17 protein-coding genes are annotated in these 16,936 nt (G+C 68.1%); 11 read left to right on the top strand and 6 right to left on the bottom strand.

The genetic code is table 11. From position 1 onward, the window contains the following. Window positions 1-8: 8 nt before the first annotated feature. From AMYAL_RS0140935 to AMYAL_RS0140910, 6 genes are all read left to right on the top strand, one after another. Window positions 9-860 (top strand): SDR family oxidoreductase, encoded by an 852-nt coding sequence (locus tag AMYAL_RS0140935; RefSeq protein WP_020637112.1) that lies wholly within the window; start codon window positions 9-11, stop codon window positions 858-860. Then, window positions 857-1,498, top strand: coding sequence for a TetR/AcrR family transcriptional regulator (locus tag AMYAL_RS0140930; RefSeq protein ID WP_020637111.1), 642 nt, complete (start codon window positions 857-859; stop codon window positions 1,496-1,498). Before AMYAL_RS0140935 ends, AMYAL_RS0140930 begins: the two co-directional genes overlap by 4 nt. 87 nt (window positions 1,499-1,585) lie before the next feature. Continuing rightward, a complete protein-coding gene (locus tag AMYAL_RS0140925) occupies window positions 1,586-1,855 on the top strand; it encodes a hypothetical protein (protein WP_026467860.1) in 270 nt (89 codons plus the stop codon). Between the two features lie 124 nt (window positions 1,856-1,979). Then, the gene (locus AMYAL_RS0140920; protein WP_026467859.1) at window positions 1,980-2,492 is read left to right on the top strand and encodes a hypothetical protein; all 513 of its coding nucleotides are present in this window, start codon (window positions 1,980-1,982) and stop codon (window positions 2,490-2,492) included. A 203-nt stretch (window positions 2,493-2,695) separates the two neighbouring features. Further along, the gene (locus tag AMYAL_RS0140915) at window positions 2,696-4,699 is read left to right on the top strand and encodes a hypothetical protein (RefSeq protein WP_026467858.1); all 2,004 of its coding nucleotides are present in this window, start codon (window positions 2,696-2,698) and stop codon (window positions 4,697-4,699) included. Between the two features lie 49 nt (window positions 4,700-4,748). Continuing rightward, window positions 4,749-6,287, top strand: a complete 1,539-nt coding sequence (locus tag AMYAL_RS0140910; RefSeq protein ID WP_020637108.1) for a type 1 periplasmic-binding domain-containing protein — start codon at window positions 4,749-4,751, stop codon at window positions 6,285-6,287. A gap of 96 nt (window positions 6,288-6,383) precedes the next feature. On the opposite strand, the gene AMYAL_RS0140905 is transcribed toward AMYAL_RS0140910, so the two are convergent. Beyond that, window positions 6,384-7,334, bottom strand: coding sequence for a chitinase (locus AMYAL_RS0140905; protein WP_020637107.1), 951 nt, complete (start codon window positions 7,332-7,334; stop codon window positions 6,384-6,386). A gap of 230 nt (window positions 7,335-7,564) precedes the next feature. On the opposite strand from AMYAL_RS0140905, the gene AMYAL_RS0140900 reads away from it, so the two are divergent. Continuing rightward, complete coding sequence (locus tag AMYAL_RS0140900; RefSeq protein ID WP_026467857.1) at window positions 7,565-8,830, top strand: GGDEF domain-containing protein; 1,266 nt, start codon at window positions 7,565-7,567, stop codon at window positions 8,828-8,830. Between the two features lie 9 nt (window positions 8,831-8,839). Here the strand turns inward: AMYAL_RS0140900 and AMYAL_RS0140895 are convergent, their stop codons facing one another. Next, complete coding sequence (locus tag AMYAL_RS0140895) at window positions 8,840-9,277, bottom strand: hypothetical protein (RefSeq protein WP_020637105.1); 438 nt, start codon at window positions 9,275-9,277, stop codon at window positions 8,840-8,842. Between the two features lie 62 nt (window positions 9,278-9,339). Further along, complete coding sequence (locus AMYAL_RS0140890) at window positions 9,340-9,789, bottom strand: nucleoside deaminase (protein ID WP_020637104.1); 450 nt, start codon at window positions 9,787-9,789, stop codon at window positions 9,340-9,342. 524 nt (window positions 9,790-10,313) lie between these two features. On the opposite strand from AMYAL_RS0140890, the gene AMYAL_RS0140885 reads away from it, so the two are divergent. Beyond that, window positions 10,314-11,273, top strand: coding sequence for a helix-turn-helix transcriptional regulator (locus tag AMYAL_RS0140885; RefSeq protein WP_020637103.1), 960 nt, complete (start codon window positions 10,314-10,316; stop codon window positions 11,271-11,273). On the opposite strand, the gene AMYAL_RS0140880 is transcribed toward AMYAL_RS0140885, so the two are convergent. Together AMYAL_RS0140880 and AMYAL_RS0140875 are read right to left on the bottom strand one after the other, a co-directional pair. After that, window positions 11,232-12,596: an MFS transporter gene (locus AMYAL_RS0140880; protein ID WP_020637102.1), complete on the bottom strand. Its 1,365-nt coding sequence runs from the start codon at window positions 12,594-12,596 to the stop codon at window positions 11,232-11,234. The two genes, AMYAL_RS0140885 and AMYAL_RS0140880, sit on opposite strands and share 42 nt — an antisense overlap. Before the next feature lie 158 nt (window positions 12,597-12,754). After that, a complete protein-coding gene (locus AMYAL_RS0140875; protein ID WP_020637101.1) occupies window positions 12,755-13,369 on the bottom strand; it encodes a TetR/AcrR family transcriptional regulator in 615 nt (204 codons plus the stop codon). A 124-nt stretch (window positions 13,370-13,493) separates the two neighbouring features. Here AMYAL_RS0140875 and AMYAL_RS0140870 point away from each other — a divergent pair, with 124 nt between their 5' ends. Beyond that, window positions 13,494-14,246 (top strand): SDR family oxidoreductase, encoded by a 753-nt coding sequence (locus tag AMYAL_RS0140870; protein WP_020637100.1) that lies wholly within the window; start codon window positions 13,494-13,496, stop codon window positions 14,244-14,246. Further along, the gene (locus AMYAL_RS0140865) at window positions 14,243-15,037 is read left to right on the top strand and encodes an SDR family oxidoreductase (RefSeq protein WP_020637099.1); all 795 of its coding nucleotides are present in this window, start codon (window positions 14,243-14,245) and stop codon (window positions 15,035-15,037) included. The genes AMYAL_RS0140870 and AMYAL_RS0140865 overlap by 4 nt, the downstream gene beginning before the upstream one ends. Here AMYAL_RS0140865 and AMYAL_RS0140860 read toward each other — a convergent pair. Further along, entirely contained in the window at window positions 15,024-15,518 is a 495-nt protein-coding gene (locus tag AMYAL_RS0140860) for a beta-class carbonic anhydrase (RefSeq protein ID WP_020637098.1), read from the bottom strand. The genes AMYAL_RS0140865 and AMYAL_RS0140860 overlap by 14 nt on opposite strands. A 606-nt stretch (window positions 15,519-16,124) precedes the next feature. On the opposite strand from AMYAL_RS0140860, the gene AMYAL_RS0140855 reads away from it, so the two are divergent. Beyond that, window positions 16,125-16,790 (top strand): helix-turn-helix transcriptional regulator, encoded by a 666-nt coding sequence (locus tag AMYAL_RS0140855; protein WP_020637097.1) that lies wholly within the window; start codon window positions 16,125-16,127, stop codon window positions 16,788-16,790. Window positions 16,791-16,936 lie beyond the last annotated feature (146 nt).

Here is a 16,936-nt window from a genome sequence, read left to right as displayed (position 1 = left end):
AGGCGAACATGAGCACGCTCCACGGCAAGACGATCATCATCTCCGGCGGCAGCCGGGGGATCGGCGAGGCCATCGCGGTCCGCGCCGCCCGCGACGGCGCGAACATCGCGCTGCTGGCCAAAACCGCCGAGCCGCACCCGAAACTGCCGGGAACGCTCTACACCGCGGCCAAGGCGATCGAGGACGCCGGCGGGCAGGCGCTGCCGATCGTCGGCGACGTCCGCGACGACACGTCGGTCGAAGCCGCGATCGCGCGGACCGCGGAACAGTTCGGCGGCATCGACATCGTGCTCAACAACGCCAGCGCGATCGACCTGACGCCGACCGAGTCGGTCAGCATGAAGCGCTACGACCTGATGCAGGACATCAACGCGCGCGGTTCGTTCCTGCTGTCGAAACTCGCGATCCCGTATCTGAAACTGGCCGAGAACGCGCACATCCTCACGCTTTCGCCGCCGATCAGCCTCGACGAGAAATGGTTCCAGGCCGGGCATCTCGCGTACAGCATCGCGAAGTACTCGATGAGCCTGGTGACCGTCGGGCTCGCCGCGGAACTGCGGCAGTACGGGATCGCGGCGAATTCGCTGTGGCCGCGGACCACGATCGACACCGCGGCGATCCGCAACGTCGTCGGCGCCGAACTGGCGGCGAAGTCGCGGACGCCGGAGATCATGGCGGACGCGGCGCACGCGATCCTCACCAAACCGAGCACCGGGGCGACGGGGAATTTCTACCTCGACGACGAGGTCTTGGCCGCCGAGGGCGTCACGGACTTCTCGAAGTACCGCGTCGGCGGGAACGAGGAAGACCTGCAGCTCGATTTCTGGGTCGACGGCCGTACCCCAGAATCAAGGCCATGATCCGCGAACCGCAGCAGGAACGCAGCCGGACGACCCGGCGGCGGCTGGTCGAGGCCGCCGTCGGGACGATCGGGGAGCTGGGCTGGAACGGGACGACGGTGGCGGTCATCGCCGAACGCGCCGGGGTCTCGCGCGGTGCCGCCCAGCACCACTTCCCGACCAGGGAGGACCTGGTCGCGGCCGCGGTCGAGCACGTCGGCGAGATCCAGATCGTGGAACTGCGCGCCCGCGCGGCGGAGCTGCCGTCGGGGCGGTCCCGGATCGAACGGGCCGTCGACATGGTCCTCAACCTCTACAGCGGGCCGATGTTCCGCGCCGCGCTCCACCTGTGGGTCGCCGCGTCGACCGACGAGTCGCTGCGCGCGACCCTGGTGCCGCTGGAGGCCCGTGTCGGGCGGGAAGCACACCGGGTGACCGTCGAACTCCTCGGCGTCGACGAATCCCACCAGGGCGTCCGCGAGCTGGTCCAGGCCACTCTCGATCTTGCCCGCGGCCTTGGCCTGGCGAATCTGCTGACCGACGACACGAAGCGCCGCAAGCAGATCGTGGCCCAGTGGGCCCGCGTCCTGGAGCCCACGCTGGCACTGGCAAAAAGCCAGAAGATCGAACGGAACCTGGATAATCCCGAGAACGTCTGAGATCTTGTTAACACTGATGGAGCAGCGACCGATAACACGGTGTAAGTGCTGCCGATTCAGGTAGCTGATCGAGAGAGGTCCAGTCCGGTGTCCGGTTCAGAGATCGAGTTGTCCCATCGAGCCATGGCGATGCTGCGAGCCGTCGCGGCCCGCCGAGCCCAGATGTCGTGCAGCTGCGAGCCGGACCTCTTCATCGACGGCTTCGCCTGCTGCGACCAGATGACCGCGCACGCCCTGGCCCACGGCGGCTACATCCGCCCCGCCGCGTCCACCGGGCTCTCCGCGGTGACCGGCCGGGTGCCCGCCGAACTGACCGAGGCCGGCGAAGCCGCCATCGCGGTCACCGCGGCTGCCTGACCTTTCACCGCACCGTTTGTCCGCTGTGGACGACGGCCGTTTACAAGCACCTCCCGCGTTCCTAATATCCACCACGGGTTGAGGCCGCCGCGTCGATCGGCGGACCGGGGTTTGGGAGGTGCCGATGGCACGCACGGCTCGCCGCGAGGCCGGTGGGGACGCCCTGAGCGAGCTGATGCGGGCGGCCGGTGCCGCGCCCCGTCGCCGGGGACCGCGCGGGCCGAAGCACCGGGCTCCGATCGCCGTCGCTCCCGGAAGCGGGAAGCTCCGGCGGATTTCGGCGCTTTCGGCAGGGGGCGTCGTCGTCGGCGGCCTGCTGGCCGTACTGCTCACCCCTGGAGACCCGGCCGAGGTCATCCCCGGCATGCCGCTCCCGCCGCCGTCGCTGGCCATCGCCCCGCAGGCGGTCGAGGTCCCGGACGCCGCGGCGTCTTCACCCGCCCCGCCGGGACCGCCGGGAGGCAGTGTCGCACCCCCGCCGCCGATGACAGCGTCGCTGAACGGCTCGGAGACGCCGTCACCCACGCCGACCCCGGTGCCCGAAGAACGGCCGGATCCGCGTGACGGCCACCGCGAGCACGATGGATACTACGACTGGTACCGCGGCGGTGGCCGCTGGCCGCAATGGGGCGGGTAGCGCCGATCGGGTGAGCGGCGGTATCGCTCCTCGTCGAAAAAGAATTACAATTCGCGCCGGATTACGTCCTTTCGTGTCTGGTGTCATTTTTCCTGTGTCCTGACTCCGGTCGCGTACCTACGATGGTCCGCACTCTCCATTCCCTCCCGGAGCACAGCTAGGGGCTGAACAGGAAAATGAGTGCGGACCGACATTCTCCCGCGGTGCAGCTAGCCCGGAGAATGCTGATCAATCGCGAGACGGGGAATCCGTCCCGCCAGCAGCCGGTGACGCTGCTGCTCGGACCGGTCGGTTCGGGGAAGACCACGGCGCTGGAAGCGATCCGCCGTGACCTGGGCTGGGGGGTCGTGCACGCCGGATTCGAGTTCGGGCAAGGCGGCCGGGCAGGCACGATCGACGTGCTCACGAAACTGGCCTACGAGTTGTCGCGGAAATGGCGGAATCGGCCGAAACCGCAGTTCGTCCGTTTCACGATTGCGCTGATCGTGGTTCAGGCCGAACTCACCGGGCGAAACCGTGCCGGAGACATCCTGCAACTGAAGACGCTGATCTCCAGCCTGCAGGGAATCATCTGGACACCAGGGCTGGAGAAAGCGCTCAACGCGCTGACCGAGACGGCGAAGGCGACCGGTCTCATCGAACCCGAATACGCGGATCTGTTCCGTCAGACGTTCCCGCATCTGGTCCGGAACATCCGGCCGACGCTGAGGAAGCCGCTGCGGGCGCTGGCCGACTTCCCCAACGCCGAAGGAAGACCCCCGTTCGACGCGCTGCTCGAACTCAACCGGCTCGCGCACGGCAGCGCCCGCGACGCCAAGGCCGTCACCGAATGGCTGATGGCGGCGTTCCTCGGCGACGTCCGGGAGAACCATCCGCGGCTGGCCCGGCCGGAGGAGAAGAGCCCGTGCTCCTGCGACCTCTCGCAGCAGCGCAGGCACTGGCACAACTGGGTGGTGGTCCTCGACGACGTCGACAACGCCGGCGGGGCCGAGTTCCTCGCCGACCTGGTCGCGGCGCGGGAACGGTACGCCGTCCAGCATCCGAACGACCGCGACGCCCACGACGCGCTGCTGGTCATCGCGACCAGCGGGCGATGGCACGACGACTGGGGTACCGCCTGGCTGGCGCCGTGGAAACCCGCGTCGGGCGCGCCGCGCGCCGTCCGGCCGATGGCGGACTGCGAGGAGGCCTCGTACGACGACTGGGCGAACCCGGCAGGCGGCGCGCTCGACTCGCCCTATTACCCCGTCCGGATCTCGCCCCAGCCGAGCGGGCGGATCGCGAGGATCCTCGATTCGGGGGTGCGGACCCCGAAGGTCACGCTCGCGCACCGGGCGACCGGCGGGCTGCCGTCGGCCGTCGAGCAGCTCGCGGACCGGTTGCGGGCGAGCAACGTGCGCGAAGGCGACCGTGGCCTGCTCACCACCGATCCCCGCGGTGAGCAGGATCCCTGTTACCGCAGGCTGAGCGAACTCGGGCTGACCGACCACCTCGACGACGTCCATCTCGACGACTTCGTGACCGCGGCCCCGTTCGCGACCGCGCCCTGGCTGATCCCGGACGCCGCGCAGAGCCGGATCGACCAGCCGCACGTCGGGCGGATCCTGACCGAGCTGCGTACCTCGTTGTGGGTGACGGCGAAGAACACGGCAGGCACGACCGAGGACCAGGCGGCCCTGCATCCGTGGATCGCCGCGAACCTGGTGTCCGCGCTGGCCCGGCGCGGTGACGGGGACGGGCCGACCTACACCGACCAGTTCAAGGCCCTGCGCGACGACCCGGACACCGCGCAGGATCCGGTGCGCCTCGCCTACTGCAACCTCGCGCTGGGCGACATCGGCGAGGTCGTCACGTTCTTCGAGCGCGAGTTCAACCGGATCCCGCACGCGGAGTGGATCGCGAAACTCGAGCTGGTCCTGAACGCGCCGGATGATCTGCCTCCCGAGCGGGATCACGCGGAGCTGTACGACGAACTGGTGAACCTGGACAACGCGCGGTGCCCTGCCGACCGTTCCGAGATCCGGAACAACGTCGCCCGGCTCATCGCGGCGGGCTGGCTGACCGCCAACCCGTTCGCCGTCCGCGGGCAGCATCAGCATCAGGTGATCGCGAACGCTTTCGCGGCACTGGCCACCACCTCGCACCAGCCCGACGTCGGCGCGCTCGTGTCGGCCAAGGAAGCCGCCCGCCGCGGCGAATTCCCCTGAACCTGAACGGAACCCCGTCATGTCCTGGCTCGATTCGTTGAGAACTCGCATGTCCGAAACCCGTGAACGCGCGGCGGCGGGCCCGCCGGTACGGCCACGAGGCCGGGCGCGCCGTCACCGGGCGTTGCTGATCGCGGTCGTGGTCCTGCTGGTGGCCGCCGCGCTGACCGCCGTCCGGCCGTGGGAGTCCTGCGGCGCCGGGCTGCACGCGGTGGACGCGGACAAGGATTCGGTCGGCTCGTCGTACGTCTGCGTCGGGTTGAACCTCGACTCCGGTCCGGTGCGGGACGACGATCCGCTCGCGCCGATGGAAGAGCTCGTCAAGAGCCGCAACGAGAAGGTCGGCGAGAACTTCAAGACCGTCGTGGTGCTGGAGAACCTGGCCCCCGATCCGAAGGTCGACAGCCAGCCGTTCTCCTTCGTGCGGCGTGAGGTCCAGGGCGCGATCGCCGCCGCCTGGCCGAAGAGCGGGCGGCCGGGGATCAAACTCCTGCTGGCCAACTACGGGAGCAACGCCGACCACTGGCGCGTCGCCGCCGACGAGATCATCGCCGCGGCCGCCGCCCAGCGCATCGTGGCGGTCACCGCTGTCGGCAACAGTTCGGAGAACAGCCGGGCACTGGTGGCCGAGCTGTCCCAGCACGGGATCGCCACGATCGGCGCGAGCCCCACCGCGGACAACATGAACACCGACCCGAAGGGCTCGCGGATCGACAACTTCTTCCGCGTTGGCCCGACCAACACCGACGAAGCCCGTGTGGCGGCCGGGTACATCGCCACGCACGGTTTCCAGCGCGTGATGATGATCCAGGGGGTCAGCAAGGAGGACACGTACGCGACCACCCTCGCCGAGGCCTTCCGGAACTCGTCGAAGGTTCCGGTCCTCTTCACGAAGACGTACGAGGTCAAGCCGCTCGCCGACACCTCGCGCGAGGCTTATCTGCGGGGTCTGTTCAGCAGCTGGCACAACGACATCTGCGGCGCGAAACCCGATCTGATCTACTTCGCGGGCCGAGGGCTCGATCTCGGTGCCCTCGTGGCGGCGCTGGCGGGCGACGGCGCCTGCGAAGGGCTCGATTCGGTGACCGTGATGACCGGGGACGACGCGAGCACCCTCGCCGGGAATTCCTTGGAGCTCGACAAGGACATCAGCGTCCGGCTCCGCTACACGGCACTCGCCTTTCCCGACCAGTGGGATATGTTCACCGCCGATCCGGCGTATCCGACGTACAAGAAGAACCACGACAACTTCATCGCCGAATTCACCGGCACCCATGGCTTTCCCAAGGGGGAGCTGTGGGACGGCGCCGCGATGATCGAACACGACGCCGTCGCCGCGGCTGTCGAGGCCGCGGCGCGGAACGTGTCGGCTGATCCGGTTTCGGTCGCGAACATGGTGCGCAGCATCGACTGCAACTCCGCGGTCCCCGGCGCCACCGGGTTCGTCGCGTTCGACCAGGACACCGGGAACCAGCTCGACAAGGCGTTGCCGATCCTGTCGATCGACCGGGACGGTTCGGTGCATCCGGTCGACCTCGTGTGGTCGCGGGGACGGCCGCTGAACACGGCGCCGGACTGCGGTCACTGAGGTTCTCGGGTCACAAGTCCGTGAAGGCCTCCTTGAGGGACTCAGAGTCCCTCAAGGAGGCCTTCACGGAACGCTGACACCGGTGGGGAACGGAAGTCAGCCGGTGTAACCCGCCACGATCTTGGTGTAGTCGTACTTGCCCTGCGAGATTCCCGCGCAGTTGTTGCAGTCGCGGTTCACCGCCCAGAACGACAGCCGGGCGAGATGTTTGCTCGCCGCGTAGTCGCGGATCGCGCGGAAGTCGGCGACGCTGACGGTCTCGCCCGCCACATCGGTCTTCCCGTTCATCGACGAGAGCCCACTGCGCCGGTAGGCCGCGTCGTCGCTCAGGCCGAAGGTGGACTTCACGGCGTTCTTCAGCCCGTCCACGGCACTGCGGGTCTTGCCCGCCATGTCACCGCCGCTGGAGAAGTCGAACGGCATGACCGACCACGCGTCGACGCCCGCGCCGAGCACCTTCGACTGGTTGATCAGCCGCTTTCCGGTCGCGTTGGGGCCGCCGACCTCGGTCGGGATGGTGATGACCACGCGCAGGCCGGGGTTCTTCTGCTTCGTGATCTTGACGGCGTTCAGGATCCGGTCCTGGACGGTGTTGTTCTCGAATTCGTCGGTGTTCTCGATGTCGAGGTCGATCGCCTTGAGTTTGTAGGCGTCGATCACCTTCTGGTACGCGCCGGCGAGTGCGGCGGGGGTGGTGCACTTCGTGCCGAGCTTCGTGCCGGACCAGCCGCCGAACGACGGGATGACGTCGCCGCCCTTGGCCCGGATGTTGTTGATCATCGTGGCGTCGGCGCCGGTGAGCGAACGGCTGCCGTCCCACTTCGGGTTGCAGCCGCCGTCGGAGAGGATGAACGCGAGGGTGAAGGCCTTGACCCCGGTGGCGTTCATCGCGGCGATCGGGTCCGTCTGTCCCGACCACTGGTACAGATAAGGCGAAGCGAGCACCGCGTCCGGGGCCGCCGAGGCGACGGGGGCGAGGCCGACCGCCGTGGCGAGAGCGGCGCCGACGGTGGTGGCCAGTGTTGCCCAGCGTCGTAGGGATTTCATAGGTCCTCCAACTGGATACGCGCGCGGTGAGGCGCGCAGGTGTGGAGCACCTCCGTCTTGACGCGGCGTATCAACCGGGAGGTCACTGTGTGCTCCCTCACAGTGGACTGGACCAATGAGGACTGTCAAGAATTCACCGGGATTCCGGGGCGGAACGACCGACCTTAGTAGGGGGGTCATGACCCGGAAAGAGGATCGACACCACCGCGATTACCGGCTAGTTTGCCGAAATGGTGGGGGACTCCCTGATGGCGACCGGAAGCCGCGGCCGGAGAGACCGGCTCGCCGCGCCTCGGCGGTTGTTGGGGTCCTGGAGCCTGTGGGAACTACCCAGGCGGGGCCTGATCGGGTACTTGCTCCTCGTCGACGTCGCCGCCTTCGCCGCCACCGCCTACCTCTTCGTGCTGCGGCCGCCCGCGACGTCGTCACTGCTCCCGTTTTTCGCTCTGCTGGGGGGAATGATCCTCAGCTCGGAGCTTTCGCGGTCCGTCGAGCGGTCCCGTGCCGACACCCGGCTCGGCGCGGGACTGGACGCTGCCTGGATCTTCGCGGGCGCGTTGCTGGTGCCGCCCGCGTTGGCCGCCTTGCTCGTCGTCGTCTCGGCGGGGTACCGCTGGTTCCGGATCCGGCGTGGAATCCCGCACCGCCAGGTGTTCGCGGCCTCCGCCACCATGTTGTCGGCGCTGGGCGCTTCGATCATCCCGGTGCTGCTGGGTGCGCCTCCGTTCGCTGACGCGGCAAGGGATTTCGAAAGTTTCGCCCTGGTTTTCGCAACGGGGCTGGTGTTCCTGTCCGTCGACGCGGCGTTGGCCGCACCGGCGGCCGAATTCGGGGCGGAGCCGTCGGGATTCGCTTTCGACGCGGCGATGGTCGCGTTCGGATTGCTGCTCGCGTGGTCGGCGGTGGACTGGCCGTTCGTCACCGTGGTACTCGCCGGGGCACTCGTGGTGCTGCACCGGGCGGGAACGATGCGCGCCCTGCGTGGCCACGCGAGTACGGATTCCGGCACCGGGCTGCTGACGGCGTCGTCCTGGTTGGACGGTGCGCGCACGCAATTCGATCTGCTTCGCGGCCGTGGCGCCGATCTTTCGCTGCTGATGCTCGACCTCGACCACTTCGCCCGGCTCAACGACCGGCACGGCAGGCACGTCGGGGACGACGTCCTTCGCGCTGTAGCGGACACTTTGCGCGCTGAGGTGCGGGCGGCGGATCTGGTCGGCCGGTTCGGCGGTGAGGAATTCGTCGTCCTGCTGCCCGGTACGAGCCGGTTCGACGCGCACGCGATCGCCGAACGGATCCGGCTGCGGATCTCCTCGACCTTCGTCTCATTGGGTGGGACGTTCGCCGGGGCCACCGTCTCGATCGGGGTCTCGTCGCATCCCGGCGCCGGCGAGACACTCGACCGGCTCGTCGGCGCGGCGGATCAGGCGCTGCGCGCGGCCAAGGGGGCAGGGCGCAACCGGACCGTCGTCTTCGAGACCGAGGAAAGCGTCTAGGGCTTCGGGTCAGGTCCGCTTGCGGCTCGCGATCTCGTCGGAGAGCCGCTGCACGTGGGCGGGGTCCGCGTCCCGTGCAAGGGCGACGTAATGGTCCATGACGGCAGGCCGGAAACGCACGGGCAACGTCTGTCCTGGGGTGAGCCGGGTGAGCTCGGTGATCGTGAGGTCTTCGTCTGCGATACCGCGGAACGAGATGCCGCCTGCGGTCTCCACGTCGAACATCAGGACCACGCGTGGATTGCTGTTGACTTCCCGCCAGTCGACGAGAACGCCGAGCGCAAGCGCCCCCGTACGCAGTTCCGCGGTGCGCTTGCGCGCATCACTGCTCAGGAGCGGGTTCGGGGCGATACCAGGGAAGCCGGGCCCGACGCCGAGCGATTCCCGACTCAGGTCGGGCCTGAGCTGCGCCATCAGGTCGTTGAACTTCTTCTTCGAACCGAACATCTGAACCCTCCCTCACGCGGGTGCCGGAATCTCGGCGCTCACTGCGATCGTACGTCGCGGCTCTAGGTCGGGATCCCGATGTCCTCGAACCACAGTTCCGGATGATCCCGGATGAACTCGGTCATCAACGCGGTGCACGCGGGGTCGTCGAGCAGGGTGATCTCGACGCCGTGCTCCTCGAGCCAGCCGTGCCCGCCTTCGAACGTGGCGGCCTCGCCGATGATCACCCGGCCGATACCGAACTGGCGCACCAGCCCGCTGCAGTACCAGCAGGGGGAGAGGGTGGTGACCATGATGGTGTCGCGGTAGTGCGGCCGCCTGCCCGCGTTCCGGAACGCGGAGGTCTCGGCGTGCATCGACGGGTCGCCGTCCTGGACCCGGCGGTTGTGGCCGCGGCCGAGCAGGACGCCGGCGCTGTCGAACAGTGCGGCGCCGATCGGGACCCCGCCCTCGGCCTTGCCGAGTTCGGCTTCTTCGCGGGCGACGGACAGCAGCTGCGCGGGATCGATCACCGGGTCACCCTACGGCCTCGTGAGTACTGACGACGGGTCTAACCAGCCTTGCCACTCACGAGCCTCAACGCGGGCCGGGCGGTGGCGCCGGACGTGTCCCGAAGGCCCCCTTTGAGACGTTCAACGTCCTGAAGGGGCCCTTTGAGACAAGGCCCGGCCGCGGCTGTGCAGGTGAGGGTTGCCGGAGACACGCTGAAGGGCCTCGTGAGTGGTGGGGACGGTTCTACCGGGCCGAGTGGTCTCGCGACGATGAAGGAATCGGGACGTTCAACGTCCCGATTCCTTCATCGTCGATCCTGATCCGCCGCGCAGGTCAGGCGCAGGTGAGTCCGGTCCGTGAAGGGCTCCTTGCCCTACTCTGAAGGTAGGGAAGGAGGCCTTCACGGACTACGAGATCGCCGGCTCAGCCGAGGGAGGATTTGGGACTATCAACGCTCTAACCAGCCTTACCGCTCACGAGGCACAACGCGGACCGGAACTGTCCTCGATCTCTGCCACACTCCTCCCATGAAGCGAGCGAACCGATGACCACGGGCACGTCGGCGCGGCTGCTGAGGCTGCTTTCCCTGCTCCAGGCGCGGCGCGACTGGCCGGGCGCCGACCTGGCCGACAGGCTGCGGGTGGACGTCCGCACGGTCCGGCGTGACGTCGAGCGGCTGCGGGAGCTGGGCTACCCGGTGCACGCCACGCCAGGGGTCGCTGGCGGTTACCGGCTCGGCGCGGGGGCCGCGTTGCCGCCGCTGCTGCTGGACGACGACGAGGCCGTCGCGGTCGCCGTCGGGCTCCGCACGGCCGCGAACGGGACGGTTTCGGGGATCGAGGAGACCTCGGTGCGCGCGCTCACGAAACTGGAGCAGGTGCTGCCCGCCCGGCTGCGGCACCGGGTGGCCGCGCTGAACACCGCGATGATCCCGCTCGGTGGCGGCGGCCCGGTCATCGACGCGGAGGCACTGACGGTCATCGCGTCCGCGTGCCGGGACCATCAGCGGCTCCGGTTCGGCTACCGCAGCCACAACGGCGAGGTCAGCGAGCGCCACATCGAGCCGTTGCGCCTGGTGCACACCGGGCGCCGGTGGTACCTGGTCGCTTTCGACCTCGACCGCGACGACTGGCGGACCTTCCGCGTCGACCGTATCGACGCTGTCCCGGACACCAGTTTCCGGTTCACGCCGAGGGAACCGCCTGCCGAGGACCTCGCGGCCTACGTTTCCCGCAGGATCACGTCGTCGCCGTATCCGCACCAGATGGTGCTGCGGGTGAACAGTTCGGCGGACGCGCTCGCCGAGTACGTGTCACCGACCGTCGGGACGATCGAAGCCATCGACGAGCACATCTGCCGGGTCAGGGTCGGCTCCAACGACCTTTCCGTGATGCCTTACTACCTCGCCCATTGGGACGTCGACTTCGTCGTGGAGGAGGCGCCGGACGAGGTCAAGGACCGGCTAAGGCTGGTCGCCGACCGCTTCGCGCGCGCGGTCGACTGAGTCCGAAGTGGACCGTGCGGCTCGTTTGGCCAGCAGGCCGATCGAACCGAGCGAGATCAGGGCCAGCACGATGATGTAGAGCGAAACCGACATCGAGGTCCCGGTGGATTCCAGCAGCAGCACCATGATGAACGGCGCGAGCCCGCCGCCGACGACCGCGCTGATCTGATAGCCGAGCGAGGCGCCGGTGTAGCGCATCTCGGCGGTGAACAATTCGGCGAACAGCGCCGCCTGCGGACCGTACATGATGCCGAGGAAAAGCGACCCGACGAACGAGGCGACCACGAACAGCGGCAGCGAAGCCGTGTCGATCAGCAGGAACATCGGGATCGCCCACAGCGCGACACCGGCGGCTCCGAAGGTGTAGATCTTGAGCCTGCCGATCCGGTCGGACAGCTTCGCCGACAAGGGGATGATCGCCAGCTGCAGCGTGCTGATCAGCAGGGTCGCGACGAGCACGGTGGTCCGTGACATCCCCAGATGGCGGGTGGCGTAGTCGAGGACGCCGTTGAGCAGGATGTAGAAGGTGGCGGTGTTGACCATGAACGAACCACCTGCCAGCAGCACCGTGCCCTTGTGATCGCGCAGGACGTCGCGCAGCGGCGACTTGGCGCGGACGCGTTCCTCGGCGGCGAGTTTCGCTTCCGCGCGGCGGTATTCCGGCGTCTCGTCGATTTTGACGTGCAGGTACCAGGCCAGCCCGAGCACGAGGACGCCTGCCAGGAACGGGATCCGCCAGGCCCAGGTGAGGAAGTCGGACGGCGGCGCGACCTGCGCGGCGATCAGGAACACCGTATTCGCCAGCACCACGCCGATCGGGACGCCGAGCTGGACGAGGCTGCCGTAGAGACCGCGTTTGCCGGGCGGCGCGTATTCGGTGGCGAGCAGCATCGCGCCACCCCATTGGGCGCCGACCGCGACCCCCTGCACGAGCCGCAGCAGCACCAGCAGGATCGGCGCGGCGATGCCGATCGTGTCGTAGGTGGGGAGCACGCCGATCAGCGTGGTCGCGACGCCCATCACCGCGATCGCCAGTACCAGCACGGGTTTCCGGCCGCGTTTGTCACCGAGGCTGCCCGCGATGATCCCGCCGAGCGGCCGGGCGAGGAAGCCGACCGCGAAGGTCGCGAACGAGGCGAGGACGCCCGTCGCCGCGTTGGTGGTGGGGAAGAAGGTCTTCCCGAAGACCAAGGCCGCCGCGATACCGAAGACGAAGTAATCGAACCATTCGGCGGTGGAAGCCAGGGCCGCGGCGGTTGCGGCCCTCCTGCGCTGGGACACGGTGATCGTGGGTTCCGGTGCGGGCTGTGCGCTGTCGGCCATCGTTGTGCCCTTCGCTCGGCGCTGCTGCGGCGGTGCGGTCCGGGCAAGTTAACAACCGCTTAGTATGTGGTCAACGTCTCAACGGGTAATTCTCGATACCGACCGGTTGGTATGTCACTCTGGTGGCGGTATCGCCGACGGAGGTCGATCAGTACTGGTCAGGAGAGTTTCGTGCCGAGCATGCGGAGCACCAGCTCGCTGTACTCCTGGCCCAGCTTCTTGGGTGTCTGGCGGGCGCGGTCGCTGTACCAGCGGGAGACGTCGACGCCGAGCGAGAGCACGGCGCGGGCCGCGGTGTGCGGGTCGCCGACGGTGAAGACGCCCGCCTGCGCGCCTTGGGCGATGACCTCGCGCACGATCTGCTCGATGCGGCGGCGCAGTTTCGCGACGATCTCGAACTCCTCGTCCGGCAGCGCGTGCAGTTCGTACTGCACCACGCGGGCCACGGTGTGCCGCCGCGCGTGCCAGGCCACGAAGTCCTCGACCAGCAGCCGGATCCGCTCGACCGGGTCGGTCTCGCGTGCCACGACGCTTTCGACCAGCGAGAGGGTCTGCTCGTGGCCGTACTTCGAGATCGCGAACAGCAGTGCGGCCTTGGACGGGAAGTGCACGTACAGCGCCGCGGGGCTCATCCCCGCCGCCGAGGCGATGTCACGGGTGGTGGTCGCGTGGTAGCCGCGCCGCGCGAAGGATTCGACCCCGGCCAGCATCAGTCGTCGTGCCGTCTCCGGCTGGACGTCGGGCCACAGTTCGGCCGACAGCGACATGGTCATCCGCAGATCCTCCCAGACGCTCGTACACCGATGGTGGGCTTGACACCACCTTCGGACCTTTCCATTGTAAGTGAGCGCTCGCTTAGTGGTTGCGTTCGCTGGTGAACACAGAGGAGATCGAAGAGTGAACTCGTTCAAGGATCGCGTCGCGATCGTCACCGGCGCCAGCCGGGGTATCGGCCTCGGGATCGCCAAGGACCTGGTCGAGCGCGGCGCGAAGGTGTGCATCACCGCGCGGAAGCCGGAGCCGCTGGCCGAGGCGGTCGCCGAACTGGGCGGTGAGGCGGTCGCGATCGCCGTCCCCGGCAAGGCCGACGACACCGCGCACCAGGACGAGGCCGTCGCCAAGACCATCGAGGCGTTCGGGCGGCTGGACATGCTGGTCAACAACACCGGTATCAACCCGGTGTTCGGGCCGACCCTGGACATCGATCCCGAGGCCGCCGCGAAGATCTTTGCCGTCAACGTGCTCGCGCCGCTTTCGTGGACCCGCCGGGCGCGGGACGCGTGGATGGGGGAGCACGGCGGCGCGGTGGTGAACGTCGCGTCCGTCGCCGGGCTCGGCGCGTCACCGGGGATCGGCATGTACGGCGTCAGCAAGGCCGCGCTGATCCGGCTCACCAAGGAACTCGGCTTCGAGCTGGGCCCGAAGATCCGGGTGAACGCCGTCGCGCCGGCCGTGGTCAAGACCAAGTTCGCGACCGCGCTGTACGAAGGCCGCGAAGAAGAGGTGTCGGAGTCGTACCCGATGAAGCGGCTCGGCGTCCCGGCCGACATCGCGGGCGCGGTGTCGTTCCTGCTTTCGGAGGAAGCCGGCTGGATCACCGGGCAGACGGTCGTCCTCGACGGCGGCGTGACACTGGCGGGTGGCCTGTGACCGCGTCGTCCGCCTCGTTTTCCGGAGCCGGTGTCGTCGTCACCGGCGGAGGCGGCGGCATCGGTGCCGTCCTCGCCCGCCGCTTCGCCGCGGAAGGAGCGCGTGTCGTCGTCGGTGACCTGAACGGGGACGCCGCGGCCGAAGTCGCGAAGGAGATCGGCGGAACCGCCGTCGCCGGTGACGCCGCGAGCGAAGCGGGTGTCGCGTCGCTGATCGAGACCGCGCGCGAAACCCTCGGCGAGATCGACGTGTTCTGCGCCAACGCCGGGATCGCCCCGATGGGCGGGGTGGACGCGCCCGAGGAGGACTGGGCGCGGATCTGGGACGTCAACGTGATGGCGCACGTGCGCGCGTCGCGGCTGCTGCTGCCGGCGTGGCTCGAACGCGGTCGCGGGCACTTCATCTCGACGGTGTCGGCGGCGGGCCTGCTGACCAGCCTCGGTTCGGCGTCGTACTCGGTGACCAAACACGGTGCGCTCGCCTTCGCGGAATGGCTGTCGGCGACGTACCGGCATCGCGGGCTCACCGTGCAGGCGATCTGCCCGCAGGGCGTGCGGACGGCGATGCTGGAGAACACCGGCCCTGCGGGCGAACTGCTGATGGGCGCGGCGGCCATCCAGCCGGAACAGGTCGCGGACGCGCTGTTCGAGGCCATCGCCGCCGAACGCTTCCTGGTGCTGCCGCATCCCGAGGTCGCGGACTACTACGCCGCGCGGGCCACGCAGACCGACCGCTGGCTCGGCGGGATGAACAGGCTGCAGCGCAAGGTGGAGCAGGTCATCGGCGAATGACCTCGTTCAGCTTCCCGGTGGCGACGTCGAAGACGAAGCCGCGGACGGAGTCCTTCTCCGGGATGAACGGGCTGTTCGTGATGCGCTCGATCGACTGACGGACGTCCTCGTCGAGGTCGCTGAAGGCTTCGGCGGCCCAGGGCGGCTTGACGCCGACGTCCTCCTGGATGGATTTCTTGAAGCCGTCGTCGGTGAAAGTCAGCATTCCGCAGTCGGTGTGGTGGATGAGGATGATTTCGCGCGTGCCGAGCAGTCGCTGGCTGATCGCGAGGGAACGGATTTCGTCCTCGGTGACGACGCCGCCCGCGTTGCGGATTACGTGCGCTTCGCCTTCCTGGAGACCGAGGACGCCGTAGACGTTGATCCGGGCGTCCATGCAGGCGAGTACGGCGACGTGTTTGGCGGGCGGCAAGGGGAGCGGCCCGGAAAAGCGCGCGGCGTAATCGGCGTTGTTGGCCAGGAGTTCGTCGGTGACCGACATGGTGATCCCTTCCGGTTGGCGTACCGACGAGTGGACCGTTGGGATGCACGCATGCGCAACCATGCCCATGACTTGGGACTCCGGCAGGCCGAGCACCCTTGTCCGTGAAGGCCTCCTTGAGGGACTCAGAGTCCCTCAAGGAGGCCTTCACGGACTTCTCTTTTGCTCGTCTACAATGGACGGTGTGATTCCGGTCAAGCGATCGTTTGACCGACAGGCGGAGACCGCCGTGTCCCGATCACCGGTCACGCGCTTCGGGCGGGTGCCGAGATCTACCTTAAATCAATGTTAAGCATCGGCGGATTCGGTGCTATCTTGACAGAGCTAAAACGCGAGAAGTTCTTCACGCGGAATTCGCCTTTCGGCCCCCGCGGTGTGGGCCCGCGGTGGAGGTTCGGTCACCGAACCGGCCGCTGAGCTGAGGATTCTCCTGACGCAACCCTGATACCGAACCTTCGGTACGGCCCGTCCGCACGGTGGGTTCGGTGGCCACGAACTGCTGCGGAATTCGTTGACCCCGTCGACAGCCGGTTCGTAGTGTTTGCCGAGTCTTGGGCAGGGACGGCTTTGGTGGACACATTTGGCTCAGGCAGAAGGGGGCTTTCCATGGCCGGCATCCGAACGATTTCCCCGATCGGCAAGCGGGCTTTCGACGAGGGTCGTAGCGCGCGGCCCGGAATCATCAGCGAATTCGTGGAAGTCGCTGACATGCCACTGGCGGCGCTCAGTGCCGGACTGCGGCTCGGCGGCGGTAACGCCGCTTTCTATCGGTTGCTCGGCCGCCGTCCCGCCGACGTGCTCGGCGAATCGTTCCCCGAACTCGTCACCACCGGTCCCGATCATCTGCGCGACCGGCTGAACCGGGTCGCCGAAGGCTGGGAACAGCGGTTCCGCGGCAGTGTCACCGGGCTCGGCTCCGGCGGCTCCGACCGGCTGACCATCGTGGCTGGCCGGATGAGCGCGCCGGGTGCGGCGATCCTGCTGACCATGCTCCCGGAGGCGGGCCCCGCCGTGGCCCGCGCCGAGCAGTTGAGCTCGGTCAACGACATCGAGGCGAAGATCCTCCAGGGCATCGCCAGTGGCCTCTCCAGCCTGGAAATGGCCGACAAGTACTACCTGAGCAGGCAGGGGATCGACTATCACGTCGCCCGCCTGCAGCGGAAGTTCAAGGCGCGCAACCGGGTCGAACTGGTTTCGCGGGCCTTCGCCACCGGCCTGCTGGACTCGACGGCCTGGCCGCCGCGGGTGCCGGAGTCCCGGCGCGCGAGCTGAGTGCGCGGACCTGACGTGCGGGTGGCCGCGGCGTGACGTGCTCGTGCGATTACGGTGCGGTCCCAGTGAACGGCCACCTCGGTTGCACGTATTTCGGCAGAATTCGTAATGACCTGTGAGCGCGTTTCGCTCGTTTGAGCGGGCAA

The organism is Amycolatopsis alba DSM 44262, assembly GCF_000384215.1.
Lineage (GTDB): Bacteria > Actinomycetota > Actinomycetes > Mycobacteriales > Pseudonocardiaceae > Amycolatopsis > Amycolatopsis alba.
Note: the sequence above shows the minus strand (reverse complement) of the source record. Positions and strands in the feature narration are given on the sequence as shown.